Raw genomic sequence first — 21,426 nt, 5'->3', positions numbered from 1 at the left:
CGCCGCGCTGCCCCGATGGAGACCCCGTGAACTTCCTGCAGCGGCCGTCCCTCCCGCTCGACTACTTCCTCTGGGAGCATGCGCGTGGCCACGACCGGCGGTCCGCGGTGCTGGCTGTTCTGGCGGCGTACCAGAACGAGGACGGCGGATTCGCCGCGGCGATCGAGCCCGATCACTTCGCCGAGGCGTCGGGCGTGGTTGGCGCCTGCACGGCCATCGAGGCCCTGCGGCAGATCGACTGCTACGACCCGGCGGTGCCCGTCGTCGGCCGACTCGTCGATCACCTGATGGTGACCCGCGGGCGGGGCGGCCGCTGGGCGGCGGGCGAGAACGCGTTCGACCCCACCGCGACGTGCCTGGGCTTTCTGCTGCGCGCCGGGGAGCGCGTGGAGGTGGACATCGTGCGGGCGGTGCGTGCGTACGTCGTCGGCGGTCCCGTCACGATGCCGACGCTGCGCGGCCTGATGACCTTGGGCGACGACATGTCCGCGATGGGCATCCTGCACCCGAGCGGGTTCCGGGATCGGATCGCCCGCGATCTGGAGGCGCTGCTGCCGCCCGGTCCCGACGCCGACGCGGCGGCCCGGGACGCCGCCCAGGACGCGGTCTCGCGGCGGGTCACCTTGGCAGCCCTGCCCCGCTGACCCTCCGGGTCGGCGCCTAGGCTGAGCGCCATGAGGATCGGGCTGGGCAACGACCATGGCGCGTACGAGTTGAAGGTCGCCGTCAAGGCGCACCTGACCGAGCTGGGCCACGAGGTCGTGGACTTCGGCAGCGACACCCCCGACCGGGTCGACTACCCGGACTACGGGCACGCCGTGGGCCGGGCCGTGGTCGTCGGCGAGGTCGATCGGGGCATCGTGATGTGCGGCACCGGGATCGGCATCGGCCTGGCGGCCAACAAGGTGCCCGGGGTGCGGTGCGCGATGGTCTCCGAGGCGTACTCCGCCCGGCTGTCCCGCCAGCACAACGACGCCAACATGCTCTCGCTGGGCGGGCGGGTGGTCGCCCCGGAGTACGCCACCATGATCGTCGACGAGTTCCTGACCGCCTCGTTCGAGGGCGGCCGGCATGTCGCGCGGATCGCCAAGATCGAGGAGGCCGGCGGCTCGCCCAGCAAACTCACAGGGGCGCTGTAGGGCCGCCACAAGCGGGCGAGGTTTCCTGGGTCGTCACCCAGGAGGTCATCGTGTCCGACACATCCGCCGCCCCGGAGCCGCAGCGTCCTGCCTCGACCCCGGACCACCCGGCCCCGAGCCAGGCTCCCGCGACCCCGCCTGGCCCGACCCAGTACGGCGCGATCCCGCCCGCACCGTCCGGGAGCCGGCGCAGGCCCGCCGTGGTCGCGGCGAGCGCCCTCGCGTTGGCGATCCCGCCGGTGGCGGCGTTCGCGTACGTCGGTCACAGCGTCCACCCCGCCACCGTCACGGCGGAGCTGCCGCCGCCTCGCGCCGCGGGAGTGGGCGACGCGGATCCGGGGCAGGGCCTCGGACCGGACGCCGGGCAGCAAGGCGATGGGTCGGCGGGGGCCGGCGGCTCGTCGCGGCGCGGCACCCTCCCCTACGGTCAGGGCCGCAGCCGCGGCGGCACGTCCGGCGCCACGGCCGGTAGCGCGGTCAGCTCGGCCCCCGGCGTACTGCTCATCGACGGCACCGTGCCCGGCAGCGTGACCGGTGGCAACGGCGGGACCTCGGCCGGGACCGGCATGGTGCTGTCGGCCGACGGGTACGCCCTGACCAACTACCACGTCGTCGAGAGCACGGACAAGCTGCGCGTCACCGTCGCCGACACGGGCAAGAGCTACGCCGCCACGGTGGTCGGCGCCGACGCCACCCACGACGTGGCGCTCCTGCGACTGCAGGACGCGACCGACCTGACGCCCGTGACGATCGACCGCGACGACGTCAGCGTCGGGCAGGCGGTCACGGCCATCGGCAACGGCGGCGGCCAGGACCGGCTCTACCAGGCCAGCGGCACGGTCCAGCAGCTCGACGACGACATCACCGTCTCCGCCGACGCCACCAGCTCGGGTCACCAGCTCAAGGGCCTGATCCGGACGAACGCCGGTGTCGTGCCGGGCTATTCGGGCGGTCCGCTGTTCGACAAGCAGGGCGAGGTCATGGGCATCAACACGGCCGCGTCCTCGGGCGGCGCGCCGGAGGGCTTCGCGATCCCGATCCAGCAGGCCCTGACCATCGCCGACCAGATCAAGGCGGGCAAGACCAACGGGACGGTCCGGGTCGGCCCGCGCGCCGTCCTCGGCGTGCAGGTCGCCTCGTCGCCGCGCGCCGGGACCTCGAACCTCCCCGGCCGCGGTCGCGTCCCGCAGCAGTCCCCCGGATCGCAGGGCGGCCAAGACGCGCCAGGCGCGCAGGACGCGCCGGGCAGCGGCTCGGCCGGCGCGGCGGGGTCCGCGACGGGCGCGGCGGTCACGGGGGTCACCGACGGCAGCGCCGCGGAGTCGGCGGGCCTGACGGCCGGCGCGACGATCACGGCGGTGGATGGCACGCCGATCGCCGACGCCGCCGCGCTCCAGGCCGCGATCTCCGCCCACGCCGTCGGCGACACCGTCGAGGTGACCTGGATCGACGAGTCCGGCGAGCGCCACACGGCGAAGGCCACCCTGAAAGCCTCCCCGCTCAACTGAGTGGCCCTCACCGTTCGTAGAGGGTCACCTGGGTGGCCTTGACGACGAGCCGTACGTCGAGGCCGGGCCGCAGCCCGAGCTCCACGGCGGCGGCCGCGGTGAGGTCGGCGGCCACCGTCGCCTCGTCCCCGGGCGGCACCCCCTCGCCGTCGGCCAGCCGGGCGGTGACCCGCACGAGGGCCCCCCGCGGCTCGACGCTGGCGACGAGCGCCCGCAGGTGGTTGCGGGGGCTGCCGCCGGGATCGCCCAGGTGGACCGACACCGCGTCCGGGGGGAACGTGGCGAGCGCGTGCCGTCCCGGCCGCAGCGGCCGGTCCCGGCCCCCGGCGACCCCGGTGAGCAGGGCCGCCTCCTGACCGGTCGCCGTGGGCAGGGCGAGGGTGTCGGGCCCGCACGCCGTACCGGCGAGCAGGTTCACCCCCACGAGCTCCGCCAGGAACGGCGTGGTGGGCCGGGCGAGCATCTCCTCGACGCTCCCCTGCGCCGCGACGCGGCCGTCCTCCACGAGCGCGATCCGGTCCGCCAGGGCGAGGGCGTCCAGCACGTCGTGGGTGACAAGGACCGCGGTGCGCCGCGGCTCGTCGTGAGCCTGGTCGCGCAGGATGTCGCGCAGCAGCAGGCGCATCGCGGGGGCGACGCTGACGTCGAGCGCGGCCATGGGCTCGTCCAGCAGCAGCAGCCGCGGGTCGGTGGCCAGCGCGCGCGCCAGCGCCACCCGTTGCGCCTGCCCGCCGGAGAGCTGCCAAGCCCGCCGACCGGCAAGGTCGGCGCAGCCCACGGCCGCGAGCCGCTCGGCGGCCCGGGCGCGCGCCGGCCCCCGACGTACCCCCCTCGCCCGCAATCCGAACGCGACGTTCTCCAGGACGTCGAGGTGCGGCAGCAGCAGCGGCCGCTGCTCGAGGATGGCGACCTGGCGGCGGTGGACGGGGACGTACCGGCCCAGGCCGCTCATCACCGCGCCGTCGATGGCGACCGTGCCCGCGGCGGGGCGCAGCTGCCCGGTGACGCAGCGCAGCACGGAGGACTTGCCGGCGCCGTTGGGACCGACGAGCGCCAGGACGGTCCCGACGGGCACGTCGAGGTCCCAGCGCTGGCCGCGCTCGGGCACCTCGACGTGGACGGCAAGGGCCGGCGCCTGGCTGTCGTCGACGCGCGGGGCGGTCACGCGTGGACCCGGGTCGTCCGGCGGCCGATCACCGAGGTCAGCCCCACCGTCGCCGCCGCGAGCACGATGAGCACCAAAGCCAGCGCCAGCGCCGCGTCGGTGTCGCTCTCGCGCTGCAGGTAGATCTCCAGCGGCAAGGTCCGGGTCACGCCCTGCAGGGACCCGGCGAACGTCAGCGTCGCGCCGAACTCGCCGAGCGCGCGGGCGAACGCCAGCGCCGTGCCCGAGGCGACCGCCGGCAGCATCATCGGCAGGGTGACCCGGCGCAGCACGTGGGTCGGGGCGGCGCCGAGGGTGGCGGCGACGTCCTCGTACGCCGTACCGGCCGAGCGCAGCGCCCCCTCCACGGCGGTGATGAGGTACGGCATCGCCACGAAGGTCTGGGCGATCACGACCGCGGCCGTGGTGAAGCCGATCTCGATGCCCCAGGCCGACAGCGTCGAACCCAGGACGCCGCGGCGGCCGAGGGTCGTCAGCAACGCCAGGCCGGCCACGACCGGGGGCAGGACCAGCGGGATCGTGACCAACGTGCGGGCCGGCGCCGCCCACCGACCGCGCGCCCGGGCCAGCAGGATCGCCAGCGGCAGGCCCAACAGGAGGCTCAGCGCCGTCGCGGCGAGGCAGGTCAGCAGGCTCAGCCGCAGCGCGGCGACCGACGCTTCGGTGGTGAGCAGGGTGGGCACGTCCGACCAGGGGATCCGGACGACGATGCCGAGCAGCGGCACGGCCACGACGGCCAGGGCGACGCCGCCCGGCAGCCACAGCCAGCGGGGCAGTGCTCCAGACGCAGGCGGCGTCACGGCGCCCGGAAGCCGTAGCTGGTCAGGACGGCCGTGCCGCCTGGCGAGCGAACGGCATCGATGAACGCCCGGGCGCCGGCGGGGTTGGGGGCGCCCTCGACGAGGGCGATCGGGTAGTCGTTGACGACCTTGTCGGCGCCGGGGACGGCGACGGTTTCCACCTTCGCGCCCGAGGCCTTCGCGTCGGTCGCGTAGACCACCCCCGCGTCCGCCTCGCCCGACTCGACCTTGCCGCGTACGTCGGTCACCTTGGTCTCCTCCGAGACCGGCGTGAGGGTGACGCCGAGCTGCTGGGCGAGGGTCTTGGTGGCATTGCCGCAGGGTACGCCGGCCGCGCAGACGACCAGCTTCTTGCCGGTCAGGGTGTCGTTCAGGCCGGTGATCTTAGCCGGGTTGCCCTTCGGGACGATCAGCACCAGGACGTTCCTGGCGAAGAGCTGCGGGGTGCCGTCGATCAGGCCCTTGGCCGTCGCGGAGTCCATGTTCTTGGTGTCGGCGGAGGCGAAGACGTCCGCGCGCGCGCCGCCGGCGAGCTGGTCGACGAGGGTGTTCGAGCCGTCGAAGGAGAACCGGACGGGAGTCTCCGGGTGGTCCTTGGCGATCTGGGTAAACGCGTCCTTCAAGGAGGCCGCGGCGAAGATGGTGACGGTGCCTGCGCTCGACGTACCGGATCCGCTGGAGGTGCCGGCGCCGCTCGACGTACCCGCGCTGCTCTGGCCGGTCGACGCACCCGACGCGCAACCGGCGAGCAGAGCGGCGGCGAGGGCGGCGAGGGCGGTTGCGACGGTACGTCGGGGGTGGTCAGGCACGGGGTCCTCCGGGTGTCTCGATGCTGACATTGGTGGCCTTGACCAGCGCGGTCGCGAGCGCACCGGGCTCCAGGCCGAGGTCGCGGACGGCTTCGGTCGAGATGAGGGCGACGACGCGGTACGGGCCGCATTGGAGTTCCACCTGACTCATCACCAGATCGGACGTCACCCGCGTCACCAGGCCGGTGAAGTGGTTGCGGGACGACCGCCGCGAGTCGTGCCGCCCGTGGGTGTCGCTGGTGACGCCGGCGGCGACGGCGTACAGGTTCTCGGCGAACCGCGCGAGCTCCGCGCCGTCGATGACCTTGCGTCCGGAGGCGTCCGAGGTGGCCGCGAGCCGGCCACCGTCGACCCAGCGCCGCACGGTGTCGTCGCTGACCCCGAGCAGCTGGGCCGCCTCGGCAATCCGCAGTTGCGTCATGATTGCGAGGATACATCCGCACGTACGGCGTCGCTGGCGGATTTGCGCCGCACGCTGATACCGGTCCAAGACGACTCGGGGCCCAGCTCCGCACGCTTCCCCGTCACCATGGTTGCGGTTCGTGACCACCCGAGCACCTGCTCGGTGACAAACCGTCACCATGGTGACGGTTTGTCACCCGGCGGGGCGGGCGTGGTGACGCCGTTCGTCGCGGCCGGGGCCGCTGCCAGCGCAACGCCCCCGCGCGTTCTGCGCAGACGCTGGGCGACATCCGCCTACATGTCGTATACAGGACCTTGGCCCCGCGTGCCGAATTCTGCGTGGCGCCGTCACGACGTACGAGGAGGTACCCCCGTGACCAACGCCCCCACCGGCACCCATGCCCTGCCGCGCTCCGACGCAGCGGCCACCCGTCGGGCCATCGGCAACACCATCAAGGGCTCGCTCGGCAATCTCGTCGAGTGGTTCGACGTCTACACCAACACGGTGTTCGCGACGTACTTCGAATTCCAGTTTCTTCGACAAGAACGACCAGAACTCGACGATCTACATCTACGCGCTTTTCGCGGTGACATTCCTGATGCGGCCGCTGGGGTCGTGGTACTTCGGCCGGTACGCCGACCGGCACGGCCGCCGCGCCGCGCTGACGTTCTCGGTCTCGATCATGGCGGCGGCGAGCTTCGTGATCGCGATCATGCCGACGAAGAACACGATCGGCTCGGCGGCGGTCATCGTGCTCCTGCTGTGTCGGCTGGTGCAGGGGTTCGCGACCGGTGGCGAATACGGCACGTCGGCGACGTACATGTCCGAGGCCGCCACCCGCGAGCGGCGCGGCTTCTTCAGCAGCTTCCAATATGTGACGCTCGTCGGCGGGCACGTGCTCGCCCAGTTCACGCTGCTGATCCTGCTCAACGTCCTCACCAAGAACCAGATCTCAGACTGGGGCTGGCGCATCCCCTTCGCGATCGGCGGCGTCGCGGCGATCGTGGTGTTCTGGCTGCGTCGCACGATGGACGAGTCGCTCTCCGAGGAGCACATCGCGGCCGCCGAGCAGGGTGAGGACAAGCGGTCCGGCTCGCTGGCGGAGCTCTTCACGCATTACGGCAAGAACCTGCTGCTCTGCTTCCTCATCACCCTCGGCGGCACGGTGGCGTTCTACACGTACTCCGTCAATGCGCCCGCGATCGTCAAGACGGCCTTCAAGGACGACGCGATGACCGGCACCTGGATCAACCTGATCGGCCTGATCTTCCTCATGCTGCTGCAGCCCGTCGGCGGGATCCTCTCCGACAAGGTCGGCCGCAAGCCGCTGCTGGTGTTCTTCGGCGCCGCGGGCATGCTCTACACGTACGTGCTGATCACCTACCTGCCGCAGAGCAAGAACGCCGTGACGAGCTTCCTGCTGACGGCCGTCGGCTACACGATCCTGACCGGCTACACCTCGATCAACGCCCTGGTGAAAGCGGAGCTGTTCACGGCGCACATCCGCGCGCTCGGTGTCGGCCTCGGCTACGGCCTGGCCAACTCGGCGTTCGGCGGCACCGCGCCGCTGGTCTACCAGTACTGCAAGGAGAACAACGCGGTCCCGCAGTTCATCGCCTATGTGACGGTGTGCATCGCGATCTCGCTGTTCGTCTACATCAAGTACCTGACCAACAAGGGCGAGACCCATCTGGACCGCGAGCAGGGGCACGCCTACCAGCCGCTGGACGCGGTCACCACCGGCCGCTGACCGCGCCTTCCGACGGTTGCTTCGCGCCGGGCTCACCCTCTCGGGTGGGCCCGGCGCGATGAGTTCTCCGGCCGCCGCAAGTCGGTAGGTTCGACCAACGTTGCTCGACCATCAGGAGGCCGCGATGCCGAACCGCACCACGCCCACCACCTCGGGCTCGCGCCCGGAGACGGGGCCGAGCGCGACGAGCAGGGCACGGACGAGCGGGTACGCCGACGTCAACGGGCTGCACCTCTACTTCGAACGGTACGGCGACGCCGGGGCCGACCCGCCGCCGATCGTGCTGATCCACGGCGGTCTGATGACGATCGACCTGAGCTGGGCCAAGCTCATCCCGATCCTGGCCGCGGACCGCGAGGTCGTCGCGCTGGAACTGCAGGGTCACGGCCGCACCAGCGACACCGAGCGCGAGTTCACACCGGCGCACAACGCGGCCGACGTGGTGGCGCTCCTGGACCACCTCGGTATCGGCCGGGCCATCGTCATCGGGCACAGCACCGGCGCGGCCACGGCCCTGGAGCTTGCGGTGCATCACGGCGACCGGATCGCCGCCTGCGTGTCGCTGTCCGGCAGCGTCAAGCCCGACGCGGCCATCCCGGAGTTTGCGGACATGGAGGCCCTGATGGCCACCCCGCGAGTCCCCACCGCGCAGGAGATCGCCGCGATGCGCGAGGCCTACGAGCGCCTCTCCGCGACCCCGGAGCGGTTCGAGGAGTTTCAGGCAAAGATCGCCGGCGCCGACGACGGTTCGGGCTGGTCCGACGAGGAGCTCGCCGGGATCTCCTGCCCGGTCCTGGAGGTCCTCGGCGACCTGGACTTCACGACGTTCGCCCACCTGGACGTCATGCAGCGGCTCATCCCGTCCTGCCGGATCGGGGTCCTTCCGGGCACCCCGCACACCCAGGTCCCGACGCGGGTGGATCTGCTGGCGCCGATGCTGACCGCGTTCCTGGACGAGGTGGCGCTGCCCCGCGATTGAGGGCGGCACTGAGGCACTGAGCCGGCCCTGGGCACGGTCGCGGTCATCGCTCAAGGGTGCGGTTATCGCCCACGGTCGCTGTTATTACCACCACCGTCAGCGATATCCACCACCGCGACGTGCAGAGCAACACCCCACGATCACCACGCGAGCCAACCTGTGGCCACAAAACGCAACCATGGTGACGGTTTGTCACCACGGAACGGCGCGACTGGTAACGGCGCCCGGCAGCGTTACGGCCTTTCGGAGCACCCCGCACAGCCGGGGGCCGAGCCGCGTGGAGTTGGTGGCGCCGACGCCGACCGCGATCCTGGACGAGATGGAGTCGGCCCGCTCCTGAGCCCGGCTCCTGCGGCACCGGGTGCCGCCGTACGGGGTCGGCGGCGAGCAGCGCGGCGCCGTACGCCCCCATCAGCTGCGGGTACCGCGGCAGCCGCACCGGCGCACCCAACACGCGCCCCAGCAGCTCGACCACGGCGGCGTTGCGGGCCACCCCGCCGGAGAGCAGCAGCGGCTGGACCAGGCCCACCCCGCGGACCATCGCCGCGATCCGGTCGACGAGCCCGGCGTGCAGGCCCAGCAGGATGTCGTTCAGCGGCCGACCGCGTGCGACCAGCGAGATGACCTCCGACTCGGCGAACACCGTGCAGGTCGAGGACACCGGCTCGGCGCGCTCGGCTGCCAGCGCCTGGCCGCCGAGGTCGGCCAGCTCGACGCCCAGCCGCTGCGCCGTGTGCTCCAGGAACCTCCCGGTCCCGGCCGCGCACTTGTCGTTCATCGCGAAGTCCACCAGCGCGCCCCCGGCGCCGATCCGGATGACCTTGCTGTCCTGACCGCCGATGTCGACGAGGGTGCCGCCGGTGCCCAGGTCGGCGTACACCCCCCGCGCGTGACAGCTGATCTCCGTCACCGCGCGGGTGGAGCCGCCGACGAGCTTGCGCCCGTACCCGGTCGCCACCACCGGTACGCCGGCGCCCGACCCGCCGACGCCCGGCCCGCCCGCGCCCGACGCGCCGGCATCCACCTCGCCCACCGAACGCGCCGCCGCCAGCAGCCCCTCGGCCTGCTCGGCGACCCGCGGGTCCATCGGCTCAAGGCCCCAGACCACCAGCGCTCCCGCGGCGTCCACGCCGACCACCTTGCAGGTCGTCGACCCCGCGTCGAGGCCCAGCGCGACGACCCGCCCCGGCGCCACCCGCCGGACCCGATCGGCCGCACTCACCCGCGCTGCTCCATCATTTCCACGAACGACTCGATGCGGCCGAGGTTCTGCTCGGCCGACCAGACCCGCGGGTCGTTGTGGTCGGCCTCGAGCAGCAAAGCGGGTAGGCCGACCTCGCTGACCAGCCGATCCCGTTGGTCGATCTGACCCAGCGAATACGGCTTGCAGGACCGGTCCGAGTGCAGGATGACCCCGTCGATCGCGAAGTCCGCAACCATCGCCGTCATGGCCGCGAGCTTGTGCCCGGTGGACCGGTTGAGGATGGGGTGCAGGTAGGTCAGGGCGCTCGACGTCCACGGGTCGGCCGGGTCGATGAGCTCGGCCCGCTCGGCCCACGCGTACGTGTAGTTCGACGCGACCACGTTGACGCCCTGGGCCGCGAGCGCCCGGGACAGCGCGTTGAGCTGGTACCAGACCGGCAGGTTGTCCCACAGCACCCGGTACCGCTCGTCCTTGATGGCCCCCACACCGTCGCGAACCCGCTGGTCCAGCTCGGCGAGGACGGTCCGGTAGTACGCCGTGGTCTCCGGCCGCCCGCGCATGTTGACGACCGGCCCCATCAGCAGGAACGAGTCGAACGCGGTCATCGGCGCCGGCCGCTCCTGGCACCGCTCCAGGATCCGGCACCACAGCGCGCACGCGTCCCGCGCCTCGGTCATGGCCGACCGGAAGGCGGCCGGGGCGAGGCGCCGCCCGGCGACCCGCTCCGCCACGGGCGTCAGCTCCTCCTGAAGCTGGCGCCGCACATAGTCGACCTGGTGCGGCTGCGCCTCGCCGTACAGGAACGGCGTATCCACCACGACCAGCGGCACGTGGAAGTGGTCGGCCAGCACCTCGTACCAGTACTTCACCGTCTGGCAGATGTTCGTGCAGCAGACCAGCAGGTCCGGCGGCGGCAGCTGCCCGACCGGCGTCCGGCCCGTCGCCAGCGAGCCGAGGTCGGTGCGGACGTAGGAGCACTGGTCCTTGCCGTAGCCGTCGTCCTCGGCCGCGGCGCACAGCTCGCCGCTGATCTTGCGGGCGCCGCACAGGGCGGCGTGGTTCTCGGGGTAGATGAGCACGTACCCGAGCGCCTGCAGCACCTCCTCCGGCGCCCCGGACGTCACCCAAGCGACCTTGCGGACGCCCGGCGCGTAGCGCGCCTTCAGGTAGTGCCCGCTCATCAGCTCCTTGACCCAGGCCATGCTGGCCAGCGGCGGGCCCATCGGGCTGTCGGGCCGCGGCGGGGCGGACCGGGTCGCCCTCTCGTCGCGCAGCCGCTGGACGCGCAACGCCGTACGACCCACGACGTCGTACGCCACCGCCGAGCGCACCTGGGCGACCGCCGTCGCCGGAGCCGGAACGCCCGGTAGGGCGGGCCACGGCAGGTCGGCGACGGCGGCCCCGGCGCGCCGCAGGGGGTCGGGCAGCGTCGGCTTGGGCAACTTGGGGGTCATGACAGCGTCTCCACGAAGGCCTCGATCCGGGCGATGAGCCGGCGGCGGCGCTCTCGTGCTCGACGACCAACAGCGGTACGTCGTTCCTGGTCAGCGCGGCCCGCAGGCCGGGCAGGTAGAACTGTTCGGGCTCGCAGAAGGGCGGGTCGAAGATCAGCACCCCGCGGGCCCGGGACACCTCGACCAGGTGCCGGACGCGGTCCACCCGGTCGGCGACGGGATCGGCGCGGGTCGGGTCAGCGGACCCGCGCAGGAACCGGTCCGCCCACGCCTGGTGCGGGTCGGCGACGGTCGAGGCCGGCAGCAGCCGGCGGGAGCCGCAGCCCAGGTCGTCCGCGACGACCCGGGCCCCGCGTCCGCCAGGGTCTCCAGCAGCCAGGGCTCGGTCACGATGCCGGAGAGCACGAGCGGTACGGCGGGTGCCGGCACCACCGGGTCCCCGGCGGGCAGCGCCTCGGCGAGGGCGACGAAGTCCTCGGGCAGCAGGTACTCCCGGGCCCGCACCGCCCGGTAGAAGTCGGCGTCGGTCAGGGCCAGCCCGGCCCGGCGACGGTAGAGGCCGGCGAGGGCGTCGTCGGCACGGTCCTCCAGCTCCGCGGCCTGCGCCCAGGCGGCCGGATCCGGGTCGACGCCCGAGATCTCGGCCAGGCGCCGGCCCAGCTCGGCGAGCTCGGCGGCGAGGTGGTCGCGGTCCACGCGGCGCCGGCTCCGCGGCGGGTACAGGGTGCGCACGGGCGGCCGCGGCCCGACGAAGTCGGCGAGGACCGAGCCCATGCCCTGCAGGGCGTCGCAGCCATGCGGCACCAGCACGGCGTCGACCTGCGCAAACGCCTCGTCGAGGAGGAACGCGGTGCCCTGGCGCACGATCGGGCAGGCATAGGCCTGGAAGTGCTCGCCGCCGCGCGCGGCCGAGGCCCCCGGGGGCGGCCACACCTCGAGCGCGTGGAATCCGTGGGCCCGCAGCAGGGCCCGCGGGAGGTGGTACGGCAGCGCGGCGAGGGTCTTCAACCCGCGGTCGCGGGCGGCCTGCAGGGTCTCGTGCCGTCCCGGAACGGGGATGCCGGCGATCTCCATCGGGGCCATCAGTGCTCCTCCTCCGCCGTCGCGTCCGCACCCAGGTCCCAGGCCAGCCGGAATCCCGCGCCGGTGACGATCGGGGCGGGGACGTGCGGTACGGCGGCGGCCCCGCCTTCCGGCAGCACGATCCGGGCCCCGGCGCGGGCCAGGATGTCCCGCTCGATGTCGATGCCGGGGAAGACCATCGCCAGCTCCAGGCCGGCGGGCGTGAGCCGGAAGGCGCCGACGGTCGGTGACGTACCAGACCGTCTTGCCCGCGGCGATCTTCCGCTGCCCCGCGAAGGTGACCTCGCTGACCCGCTCGACGAACTTGCCCTCGCCGGGCTCGTCGATCACGACCTCGCCGTCGACCAGGTGAGAGCGCGCGTGCGCCGCGAACGACCCGCAGAAGCACAGGGTGCGGCCGAAGTGCGCGATGTCGGTGAACCCGCCGGGGCCGACGTAGTCGGCGGGCGTCGGGCCGCGCCGGCTGACGTTGACGTTGCCCTCGCCGTCGACCTCGAGGATGCCGAGGCAGGCCAGGTCCAGGCCCTCCTCGTAGCGGTGGAACACCCAGGCGCTGGTCTCATGCCGCTCGGCGTTGACGGCGCTGCCGAAGAACACTCCGCTGGTCGGGACCCCGCCGTAACAGCCGGTCTCGGTGCTCTGGCGCAGGTCGTCGTTGAGGCCTGCCTCGTACGTGTAGCGCGCCGCCTCCTCGGCGAGCCCGACGCCGATGTTGACCAGCGCGCCGGGCCGCAGGTGCCGCACCATGATCGAGGCGGCGAGGCGGGCGGTCGCCCCCTCGATCGGGGTGCGCCGCGCGGTGATCTTGAGGGTGTCGTTGATGAACTTCACGTCGGCCAGCGCGCGCTTCTCGTCCACCCGCCGGCCGGTGGTGAACATCGGCCAGAAGTGCCGCTGCGGCACGGTGATCGTCTGCTCGACCCGGTCGCTGACGACGATCGCGCTCATCCAGTCTGCGGGGACGTAGATCTCGTGTTCGGGCGTGGGATCGATGATCTCGGCCACGCAGGCGAGGACCAGGCCGCCGTTGGCGTGCACCGCCCGGGCGCCGTCGCGGATCTCGGTCAGGCAGGCCGCGTCGTGGACGTAGATGTTGCCGGCCCGGTCGGCGTACGGCGCGTTGAACACCGCGACCTCCAGCGGCGGCAGGCTGTACCGCAGCGCCTCCCCGTCCTCGGCCACCTCGATGAGCTGCCGGGTGGCGTGCGGGGTGACCGGCGACCCCGGGCCGACCCGCGGGTCGAGGAACGTGCCCACCCCCGAGGTCGAGGTGCGCGAGGTGTGGCCGTCGGCCTGGGCCTCGATGAGGAAGCCGAACTGCCCCTGCGGCAGGGTGTGCGCCTCTAGGACGCCGCGGTCGGCCAGCTTGAGGAAGCTGTGCAGCGATTCCAGGTGCCCGGTGATCAGCGTGGTGACCAGGCCCTCGACGCCCAGCTCCTCCAGGGTGCCGGGGATCTTCGAGGGGCCGCCCTGTCCGCCGACGGCGCACCACGTGAGCCCGGCCGGGTGCCCGGTCGCGCGGAACCGGTCCCGCATGGCCCAGTAGATCAGGGACGGGCGGTGGTGCCCGGCGAGGCCGGCCGACACGCAGACGGCCCCGTCGGGGATCAACTCGGCAGCGCGGCGGGAGCTGACGAAGAGCGGGCCGAGCCCGTCGGGGAGCTCGTCCGGGTCGTAGCGGTCCCACCCCAGCCGCCACTTCGCGATGTGCGCCAGCAGGTGCGCCTCGTGCAGACCGATCATGGCCATCCCCTCGGGCCGACGACGGGCGACGATGCCCGGTGACTCGATGGTTCGAGCCGCCCTGGGACGGGGTCAACGACGCTCCCCGGTACGGATGAGCCGCTTTGTCACAAGGTGATGAAGCGGTCGTGCCCCACGGGCCACCCCGAATGCGCGGACGTCGGGGTCACGCGGACCGCATCATGGCCGTATGACGCCCCGCAGCGGCTCCCCACCGGCAGCTTCATCGGCCGCCTCGCCGGACGCTGCTGCCTCGGGTGGGCCGGGGCGCCGCCGTACGGTCGCCGAGCAGGTCGGCGCCGACCTCGACCAGATCGTCGAGGCGTTCGTGCGCGAGGTGGTGCGGCAGATCCCGGCGTACGGCGTGCTGGGCCCGGACCAACTCGGCGACGTGCGACGCATCGCGCACTGGGGCATCGGGCGGCTGTTGTCCGCCTGGGCGCACGACGAGCGGTTGAGCGAGGACGACCTGACCACGTTTCGGCGGATCGCGCAGGCCCGCGCCGTGGACGGCCGGCCGCTCGCCGCCGTGCTGCGGACCTATCGGATCGCGGGGGTGCTGGTGTGGCGGGCCATCGTCGAGCGCGCCGGGGCGCACCTGGCCAAGGGGGACGTCCTGGCCTGGACGGAGCTGTGGCTGGGGACGATCGACGACGTCACGGAGGCGGTGCACGAGGGCTACGTCGCGGGGGCCGAGCGGCTGTCCGCCGACCGGGGCCGGGCGCGGGCCGACCTGCTCGACGACATCCTGCACGGCCGGCACGCCCGGGTAGGCGGCCTACCGGAGTACTGCGCGGCCCTGGGGTTCCGGCTGCCGGAGAGCGCCACGCTCGTCGTGCTGCGCCAGGGGGCCTCGCCCGACCCGGTGACCGCCGAGACGTTGACGGCGCTCGGGGCAGCCGCCGGCGTCGGCCCCGCGGACCTGCTGGTCCGGGCGTCGTCGGGGCGGGGCGTCGCGCTGCTGCCTGCCGGCGAGGGAGGTGCGGGGGATGGTGGCGGACCCGACGGGCTCGTGGCCCACCTGGCGGCCCGCGGCTGGCGGGGCGTGGTCATCGTGGGGCGGCCGGCCGCGGCGCTGCCGCGCACGTTCCGCCTCGCCGAGGACGCCCTGGCCGCCGCGCCGGAGTGGGCCTTCCCGGCGCACGGCTGCCTGGACGCTGGGGACGCGGAGCTGCTGGCGGTGCTGCACGCGCGGCCCGAGGCGGCCCCCGACCGGATGGTCGCCGAGCTGCTCGGCGAGTTGGTCGAGGCCGACCACGACCGGCTGCTGGCGGGGCTGGAGGCCTACGTGGTGACGGGTTCCGCGCTCGGGGCCGCGCGCCGGCTGGAGTTGCACCCGCAGACCCTGCGCTACCGGCTGCGCCGGGTCGCGCAGATCACCGGCCGGGACCCGCGCCTGCCGTGGAACCGGTTCGCGTTCGAGATCGCCCTGGCCACGCGGGCGGCGTGGGTCACCAGGCGAGCCGGCGTCCCGGCGCGGTGACGCCGCCGCGCATGCCGTCGACCGGTGCCGATGAGGTCGCCGTTCCCCGCGACGATCAATACCCCCGATTTCGCGCCGGTTCGCGCCGGGATTCCCCGGTATTGATCGCTCCGCGTGACCGCCGAGTCCGGCTGGCGAGGGCGGACACCCGCAACATGCGCCGCGATCTGATGCCGGGCAGCCAACGCCGCGCGGGAGACTGGGGCGTGCGGCGGCATCACGAGCGAGCGAATCCCCCGGCGGGACATGCGGTCCGGCTGGCGGGGGGCGAGCGGGTCTATGACCGCCGGCGGATCCTCATCGTCGTGCTGCTGCCGCTGGGGATGGCGCTCATGGCCGTCTCGGCGGTCAACGTGACGCTACCGACGATCGCGGCGCGCCTCGGTGCGGGGCCGGCGGACCTGCAGTGGGTGCTGTCGGGGTACGCGCTCGCGTTCGGCGTCGTGCTCGTCCCGGCCGGCCGCGCCGGAGACGTGTTGGGGCGCGGGACGGTCTTCCTCGCCGGGCTCGGGATCTTCGTTTTGGGCTCGCTGGCCTGCGGGCTGGCCGCCACGCCCGCGCTGCTCAACCTGGCCCGCGTCGCGCAGGGCATCGGCGCCGGCGTGTTCAACCCGCAGATCCCGGGGATGATCCAGGAGTACTTCTCCGGCCGCGCCCGCGCCAAGGCCTTCGCCCTCTTCGGCATGGTGATCAGCGTGGCGGTGGCGGTCGGGCCACTGCTCGCCGGCGGGGTCATCTCCTGGCTCGGGCCCGACCTCGGCTGGCGGGCGTCCTTCCTCGTGTACCTGCCCGTGGGACTCGCCGCGATCGGCCTGGGGGTGGCGTGGCTGCCGCTGGAGCGGCACCGGCTGCGGACCCGGATCGACCTCGACCCGGTCGGCTCCGTGCTGCTCGCGGCCGCGGTCCTGGCCGTCATGGTGCCCTTCGTGCTCCGGACCACGACCGGATGGGCGTTGCTCGCCGCCGCGCCGCCACTGGGGTGGGCGTGGCTGCGGTGGGAGCGCCGGTACGCGGCCCGGGGTGGCGAGCCGATGGTCGACCCGGGGCTGTTTGCGATCGCCTCGTTCGCCGCCGGCACGGCCGTGTCCGGCTGGCTGCTGCTCGGCCAGACGACCACCTTCGTGGTGCTGGCCCTCTACCTGCAGACACGGCTGGGGGTGAGCGCGCTCGCGACGGGCCTGGTCGGGCTGCCGAACGCCGTGGCCGCGGCGATCGCGGCGGGCTGGGCCGGCCGTCGCGTGCTCGAGCGCGGCCGGGAGATCGTCGTGGGCGGCCTGGTGGCGGCGGTGCTGGGGACGCTGGGGGCCGTGGCGGCGATGGCGCTGATCGAGTCGGCCGGGCTGAGCTACTGGTGGCTGGCGGTCCCGCTCGCGGCGGCCGGCGCCGGGATGGGCGCGATCAACCCGCCGAACCAGATGCTCACCCTGCTCGACGTACCGCTCGACCGCGCCGGCACGGCCGCGGGCGCCAAGTACACCGCCGAACGGATCGGCACCGCCGTCGGCACCGCGACGATCACCGGCGTGTACTTCGCGGTGCTCGGCGGGGGGAACTGGATGGCCGCGTTCGCGGCGGCGTACGGCGTGATCGCGCTGGCCACCCTCATCGCGCTGGTGGTGGCCGTCCGGGACGCCCGCCGCCACGCGGCCTCGGCAGCGGCTGCGACGACGGCCGCGAGGCCACGCTGACCACCCGGGCTGCCGGCGCTACGGGCCCGACCAGAGCGTGAGCGGTGGCGCGGATGCTCAGTTCAGGTCTTCCCCCACGAGGACGTCGCCGGTGCAGGCCCGAATCCGGTCCATCGTTTCCAGCAGGAGGATCGAGTCCGCCAGCGGGCGAATCGGCGAGTCCAGGCGGCCCTGCCCGATGCAGGTCGCGACGTGCACCGCCTGGTGGAACAGCGCGGCATGGGCGACGGTCGGCTCGTCGTAGCGCAGCTCCGTCCCATCCCGCCCCGCCAGCATGAACCCGCCGGGCTGATAGAACGGCCCGTCGACCCGCAGCAGGGCGTCGCTGCCGGCGACCGCCGCGGTCGTCGGCAGCTCCGTGTCGATCGACGCCTCCACCAGGCACTGCACCCCGGCCGGCGTCTGCAGCACCGCCGCCGTCCGGCTGACCACGCCGGAGTCGGCGCGCGACCCGACCGCGGCCACCTGGAGCGGCGCGCCGGCCGCCCACAGCGCGAAGGTCACGGGGTAGGTCGCCATGTCCATCATCGCGCCGCCGGCGAGCGCGGGATCGAAGATGCGGTGCGTGGGCGCGAACCACTCCCCGATGTCGGCCTGCACCGAACACAGCTCCCCCAACACGCCGTCGGCGAGGAGCCGGCCGAGCACGGCGTACTTCGGCAGGAACAGCGTCCACAGCGCCTCCATCGCGAACACCCCGGCCGCCGCGGCCGCGTCCGCCAGCCGCCGTGCCTGCGCCGCGGTCAGGCAGAGCGGCTTCTCGACCAGCACGTGCTTGCCCGCCGCGATGGCGAGCAGGGCGTGCTCCAGGTGGGCGTTGTGCGGGGTCGCGACGTACACGACGTCGACCTGCGGGTCGGCGACCAACGCGTCGTACGTCGGGTGCGCCGTGGCGATCCCGTGCGCCGCCGCGAACCGTGCGGCGCCCTCCGCCGACCGCGATCCCACCGCGGCCACGACCTGCGCCGTGTGCGCCTGCAGGGCCGCGACGAACCGGTCGGCGATCCAGCCCGTGCCGAGGATCCCCCAGCGCAGGGCCGGTGCAGCGTAGGGGTCGATCTCCGGAGGTTGCGGCAGGGCGGTGATCATCGCGGCCTCCTGGCCAGGTCGGGGGCTCGGTCGGGAATCTCGGCCAACGCGACGACGCGCCCCTCGACGCGAGACGTTTGGCACGCCACGGCGATCCGCAGGGCGGCGAGCCCGTCGGCGACGCTGCACGGCGACGCGATGGCGGATGGCGATGTGGCGGCGGACGGCGATGTGGCGGACTGCGCCGCGGCGGCGAAGGCCAGGAGCTCGGTGCCGTACGCCGCGCGGAACCGGTCGACGAAGCCCTGCACGGGCGACCCGCCGGGGTAGTCGATCCCCTCCTGCGCCGACCGCACCGGCGTCTCGTCGAACAGTCCCACCGCGAGGTCGCCGCTGGTGCCGTGGATCTCGGTGCGGACGTCGTGCCCGAAACCGTTGCAGCGGGTGCCGGCGAACGAGGCGAGGCTGCCGTCGTCGAGGGTGAGCACGCCCGCGACGGTGGGCGCGTCGCCGAGCTCGGTGATGTACGCCGGGCCCACCGTGCCGCCCGCGGCGTAGGCGGCGACGACCTCTCGGCCGGTCAGGTAGCGGATGACGTCGAAGAGACCAAGAAGCCGATCGCGCAGGTCGCGCGCGATCTCGGGGTGAACGAGGGCACGTTGGGGAACTGGGTGACCAGGTCACGCGCCGCGCGAGAGGGGACATCGAGCTTGTCCACGGGCGATTACGACGAGTTGAAGCGCCTGCGCGCTGAGGTCGCCGAGTTGCGGATGGAGCGTGATGTCCTCAAGCGATCCGTGGTCCTGTGGGTGAAGGAGGCGACGAAGTGAGCGTGGCACGCTTCATCGCTGACCAGAGGACCAACTACCGGGTGCCACACACGTTCACCTGCGCCCTGCTCGGGGTGAGCCTGGCGTGGTTCTACAAGTGGGTGGGCCGCGCGAACGGCCCGGCCGCGAGCTCAGGTCTGCACACCGATCGGGACCGGCGCCGGGACACGATCGACCGGGCCGTGGCGGTGATGTTCCGGAAGCGTCGCGGGCTGCACGGTTCTCCGCGGTTACACGCCGATCTGGTCGTGGACGGGTGGACGGTGAGTGAGAAGACGGTCGCTGACTCGATGCGCCGGCAGGGCCTGGTCGCGCGAAAGATGAAGCGCCGCAACGGATTAACCCGGCAGGACAAGGCGGCACCGAAGTTCCCGGACCTGCTGCGCCGGGATTTCACCGCTGAGCGTCCCAACGCCCGCTGGGTTGGGGATATCACTGAGATCCCGACCACGGGCGGGAAGCTGTACCTGGCCACGGTGATCGACTTGTACTCGCGGCGGCTGCTCGGTGCCGCGACTGGGATCCACCCGGACGCCGACCTGGCGTGCGCGGCGATCACGATGGCCGTCGCGGCCCGCGGCGGCATCGACGCGGTCAACGGCCCGAACTGGCGGGAAAACGAGTCGCAGCGGGTCATTTTCCACACCGACAGGGGCTCGACCTACACGGCGGACTCCTTCACCGGGCTGTGCCGCCGGCTCGGGATCCGTCAATCCATGGGACGCGTCGGATCGTGTTTCGACAATGCAGCCGCGGAGGCGTTCTTCTCCTCCCTGGAGTGGGAAGTCCTCTGCCGGAACGAGTTCACCACTACCCAGGCGGCCCAGGCCGTCCTGCTCGATTGGTGCTACGGGTTCTACAACCACGAGCGCCGACACAGCTCAGCAGGCATGATGAGCCCCATCGCCTACGAAACCACTGCGGCCACCGCCCGGGAAGCCGCATAGCCAAACCTCCACGATTCGGGGGGAACCACAGGCGGCCAGAGCGGCGCGCTGGGCGTCGAGGTCGCCCTGGCGGTTGACGCGGTCGAAGAGCGGCTTGAGGTCCACGGTGTCGGCGCCGGGGATGCTGGTACCGATACGACCATAGGGTCGGCCCTGCTCGTCGATACCGAACGTCGGGGCGATCTTGACCGGCTCGTCGCCGACCAATCCTCCGATGAGCAGCCAGGTCAGCCCGTAGAGCCGGTAGGCGCCATCGACGATGGCCTGGGTGGAGTCCACGATCGCGGGGAACGTGCTCGTGCACAGCCGGTCGCGGGTCTCCTCGACGGCGGCAAGGTTGGCCTGGCAGCCCTCCAGGAGCGCCTCGTGGTCACCCAGCCGGGCATCGAGCTGATCGACCAGGTCGTCGCGCTCACGAGAGACCTTGCTGCCGTCGGTGGCGATGGCCAGGTACCCCAGGGTGGGCATGACGTAGCCAGCGACGATAGCGATGAAGATCATGAACGTCGTCGTGCCGATGCTGGCCTCACCCAAGGTCATCAGTCCGCGCAGGATCATTCCGGCGGTGACGGCCGCAGTGACGGTGACGGCGGCGGCGACGATGAAGGCGTTCCGTCGGCGGTAGGCCTTCTCACCCTCGTGCCGGTTGTTCTCAGCGAACGCCTCACGGCCGTGGTTGTGGGCGGTTCCGGCGTGGTGGACCAGCCAGGTCTGCCCGATGATGATCGAAGCCACCAGGGCCACCGACAACGACCACGCCCCAAAGTCGCGCCAAGGCTGCAGGATCGGCACGTTCAACCAAACCGCGCAGAACCAGAGAAAGCCCACGAACTCGACCCACGGTAGCCACGGGGCGATCTTCTTCAGCCAGTACGGGGCGCGACGGTGGTGGTGCTTGCTGGCCTGCTCGTCGGCCTCGATCTTCTCGTCGCAGTCGTGCACCCGCAGCACAGCATCGGCGGGGGAGTAGCACACCCCGGACTCGGGGGTCAGCAACGGGTCCGTGCGACCTTCCAGTGCGTCCAGATCGGCCTTGATGTCCTCGATGCTGGCCTGAGAGGCCGCCAAGTCCTCGTCGACCTCTTCCTCCAGACGGGCAGTCATGTCCACGACCGCGTTCTCCACGAACGACTCGCTGATGCCACGGCCGATGTGCGGCGGCGGCGTCCACGCCGAGCGGATCGTCCCGCACGCGATGTGGTGCTCCACGGTCAAGCCGCGCCAGTGACACCCCTGCCGGTACTCGTCCTTGACATAGCCGAGCTGTCCGGCTTCCTTCTCGGTCAGGGCCGGGTTGCCCGGGTTCGACCCGGCCGGCTGGCTCTTGCTGGTGGTGACGGTCATGACGAACACCCTCCCTGGTCGAAGCTCCCGGACTCTCCGGACGCCGTACGACCAGTCCACCCCCCCAG

Annotated in this window: 18 protein-coding genes and 1 pseudogene; 9 read left to right on the top strand and 10 right to left on the bottom strand. The window is 72.7% G+C overall.

Annotation, left to right across the window (positions count from 1 at the left end; genetic code table 11):
- Positions 1-26 precede the first annotated feature (26 nt).
- Genes IPK37_09550 through IPK37_09540 form a run of 3 tightly spaced genes read left to right on the top strand, consistent with a single transcriptional unit; the run spans position 27 to position 2,647 of the window.
- Positions 27-644, top strand: coding sequence for a hypothetical protein (locus IPK37_09550; protein ID QQS02511.1), 618 nt, complete (start codon positions 27-29; stop codon positions 642-644).
- Between the two features lie 30 nt (positions 645-674).
- Complete coding sequence (gene rpiB, locus IPK37_09545; GenBank protein ID QQS02510.1) at positions 675-1,139, top strand: ribose 5-phosphate isomerase B; 465 nt, start codon at positions 675-677, stop codon at positions 1,137-1,139.
- 50 nt (positions 1,140-1,189) lie between these two features.
- Positions 1,190-2,647 (top strand): trypsin-like peptidase domain-containing protein, encoded by a 1,458-nt coding sequence (locus IPK37_09540; protein ID QQS02509.1) that lies wholly within the window; start codon positions 1,190-1,192, stop codon positions 2,645-2,647.
- Positions 2,648-2,654: 7 nt separating this feature from the next.
- Here IPK37_09540 and IPK37_09535 read toward each other — a convergent pair whose 3' ends face one another.
- The 4 genes from IPK37_09535 to IPK37_09520 are packed head-to-tail and all read right to left on the bottom strand — an operon-like array spanning position 2,655 to position 5,842.
- Positions 2,655-3,812: an ATP-binding cassette domain-containing protein gene (locus IPK37_09535; GenBank protein ID QQS02508.1), complete on the bottom strand. Its 1,158-nt coding sequence runs from the start codon at positions 3,810-3,812 to the stop codon at positions 2,655-2,657.
- Complete coding sequence (gene modB / locus IPK37_09530; GenBank protein ID QQS02507.1) at positions 3,809-4,612, bottom strand: molybdate ABC transporter permease subunit; 804 nt, start codon at positions 4,610-4,612, stop codon at positions 3,809-3,811. Before modB ends, IPK37_09535 begins: the two co-directional genes overlap by 4 nt.
- The gene (gene modA, locus IPK37_09525; GenBank protein QQS02506.1) at positions 4,609-5,451 is read right to left on the bottom strand and encodes a molybdate ABC transporter substrate-binding protein; all 843 of its coding nucleotides are present in this window, start codon (positions 5,449-5,451) and stop codon (positions 4,609-4,611) included. The genes modB and modA overlap by 4 nt, the downstream gene beginning before the upstream one ends.
- Positions 5,414-5,842, bottom strand: a complete 429-nt coding sequence (locus tag IPK37_09520; protein ID QQS02505.1) for a helix-turn-helix transcriptional regulator — start codon at positions 5,840-5,842, stop codon at positions 5,414-5,416. The genes modA and IPK37_09520 overlap by 38 nt, the downstream gene beginning before the upstream one ends.
- A gap of 279 nt (positions 5,843-6,121) precedes the next feature.
- Between IPK37_09520 and IPK37_09515 the strand changes: the two are divergent.
- Both IPK37_09515 and IPK37_09510 read left to right on the top strand, forming a co-directional pair.
- A pseudogene (locus tag IPK37_09515) lies at positions 6,122-7,574 on the top strand (MFS transporter).
- A 124-nt stretch (positions 7,575-7,698) separates the two neighbouring features.
- Complete coding sequence (locus IPK37_09510) at positions 7,699-8,553, top strand: alpha/beta hydrolase (GenBank protein QQS02504.1); 855 nt, start codon at positions 7,699-7,701, stop codon at positions 8,551-8,553.
- A gap of 43 nt (positions 8,554-8,596) precedes the next feature.
- Here the strand turns inward: IPK37_09510 and IPK37_09505 are convergent, their stop codons facing one another.
- The 3 genes from IPK37_09505 to IPK37_09495 form a co-directional block, all read right to left on the bottom strand.
- Positions 8,597-9,838, bottom strand: a complete 1,242-nt coding sequence (locus IPK37_09505) for a hypothetical protein (GenBank protein QQS02787.1) — start codon at positions 9,836-9,838, stop codon at positions 8,597-8,599.
- Positions 9,772-11,211, bottom strand: a complete 1,440-nt coding sequence (locus tag IPK37_09500; GenBank protein ID QQS02503.1) for a 2-hydroxyacyl-CoA dehydratase — start codon at positions 11,209-11,211, stop codon at positions 9,772-9,774. Before IPK37_09500 ends, IPK37_09505 begins: the two co-directional genes overlap by 67 nt.
- A 153-nt stretch (positions 11,212-11,364) precedes the next feature.
- Positions 11,365-14,037, bottom strand: coding sequence for a 2-hydroxyacyl-CoA dehydratase (locus IPK37_09495; GenBank protein ID QQS02502.1), 2,673 nt, complete (start codon positions 14,035-14,037; stop codon positions 11,365-11,367).
- Positions 14,038-14,227: 190 nt separating this feature from the next.
- On the opposite strand from IPK37_09495, the gene IPK37_09490 reads away from it, so the two are divergent.
- Together IPK37_09490 and IPK37_09485 are read left to right on the top strand one after the other, a co-directional pair.
- On the top strand, positions 14,228-15,520 hold the full coding sequence (locus tag IPK37_09490) for a helix-turn-helix domain-containing protein (GenBank protein ID QQS02501.1): 1,293 nt from the start codon (positions 14,228-14,230) through the stop codon (positions 15,518-15,520).
- Positions 15,521-15,690: 170 nt separating this feature from the next.
- Positions 15,691-17,208, top strand: coding sequence for an MFS transporter (locus IPK37_09485; protein QQS02786.1), 1,518 nt, complete (start codon positions 15,691-15,693; stop codon positions 17,206-17,208).
- 57 nt (positions 17,209-17,265) lie between these two features.
- Here IPK37_09485 and IPK37_09480 read toward each other — a convergent pair whose 3' ends face one another.
- Entirely contained in the window at positions 17,266-18,297 is a 1,032-nt protein-coding gene (locus tag IPK37_09480) for a Gfo/Idh/MocA family oxidoreductase (GenBank protein QQS02500.1), read from the bottom strand.
- Entirely contained in the window at positions 18,294-18,776 is a 483-nt protein-coding gene (locus IPK37_09475; protein ID QQS03042.1) for a hypothetical protein, read from the bottom strand. Before IPK37_09475 ends, IPK37_09480 begins: the two co-directional genes overlap by 4 nt.
- 78 nt (positions 18,777-18,854) lie before the next feature.
- Between IPK37_09475 and IPK37_09470 the strand changes: the two genes are divergently transcribed.
- Complete coding sequence (locus IPK37_09470; GenBank protein QQS02785.1) at positions 18,855-19,067, top strand: transposase; 213 nt, start codon at positions 18,855-18,857, stop codon at positions 19,065-19,067.
- Entirely contained in the window at positions 19,064-20,014 is a 951-nt protein-coding gene (locus tag IPK37_09465; protein ID QQS02499.1) for an IS3 family transposase, read from the top strand. Before IPK37_09470 ends, IPK37_09465 begins: the two co-directional genes overlap by 4 nt.
- On the opposite strand, the gene IPK37_09460 is transcribed toward IPK37_09465, so the two are convergent.
- Entirely contained in the window at positions 19,949-21,358 is a 1,410-nt protein-coding gene (locus IPK37_09460; protein QQS02498.1) for a hypothetical protein, read from the bottom strand. The genes IPK37_09465 and IPK37_09460 overlap by 66 nt on opposite strands.
- Positions 21,359-21,426: the final 68 nt, after the last annotated feature.

Origin of the sequence: Austwickia sp. (assembly GCA_016699675.1) — a bacterium.
In the GTDB taxonomy this organism is placed as follows: Bacteria; Actinomycetota; Actinomycetes; order Actinomycetales; family Dermatophilaceae; genus Austwickia.
This window is presented reverse-complemented; position numbering and strand designations above follow the sequence as displayed.

Excerpts from the sequence above, each read along its gene's own strand:
- rpiB (QQS02510.1), top strand. The coding sequence starts at position 675 with ATGAGGATCGGGCTGGGCAACGACCATGGCGCGTACGAGTTGAAGGTC.
- modA (QQS02506.1), bottom strand. The coding sequence starts at position 5,451 with ATGTCAGCATCGAGACACCCGGAGGACCCCGTGCCTGACCACCCCCGA.
- IPK37_09520 (QQS02505.1), bottom strand. The coding sequence starts at position 5,842 with ATGACGCAACTGCGGATTGCCGAGGCGGCCCAGCTGCTCGGGGTCAGC.
- IPK37_09510 (QQS02504.1), top strand. The coding sequence starts at position 7,699 with ATGCCGAACCGCACCACGCCCACCACCTCGGGCTCGCGCCCGGAGACG.
- IPK37_09500 (QQS02503.1), bottom strand. The coding sequence starts at position 11,211 with ATGACCCCCAAGTTGCCCAAGCCGACGCTGCCCGACCCCCTGCGGCGC.
- IPK37_09495 (QQS02502.1), bottom strand. The coding sequence starts at position 14,037 with ATGATCGGTCTGCACGAGGCGCACCTGCTGGCGCACATCGCGAAGTGG.
- IPK37_09490 (QQS02501.1), top strand. The coding sequence starts at position 14,228 with ATGACGCCCCGCAGCGGCTCCCCACCGGCAGCTTCATCGGCCGCCTCG.
- IPK37_09485 (QQS02786.1), top strand. The coding sequence starts at position 15,691 with ATGCCGGGCAGCCAACGCCGCGCGGGAGACTGGGGCGTGCGGCGGCAT.
- IPK37_09480 (QQS02500.1), bottom strand. The coding sequence starts at position 18,297 with ATGATCACCGCCCTGCCGCAACCTCCGGAGATCGACCCCTACGCTGCA.
- IPK37_09460 (QQS02498.1), bottom strand. The coding sequence starts at position 21,358 with ATGACCGTCACCACCAGCAAGAGCCAGCCGGCCGGGTCGAACCCGGGC.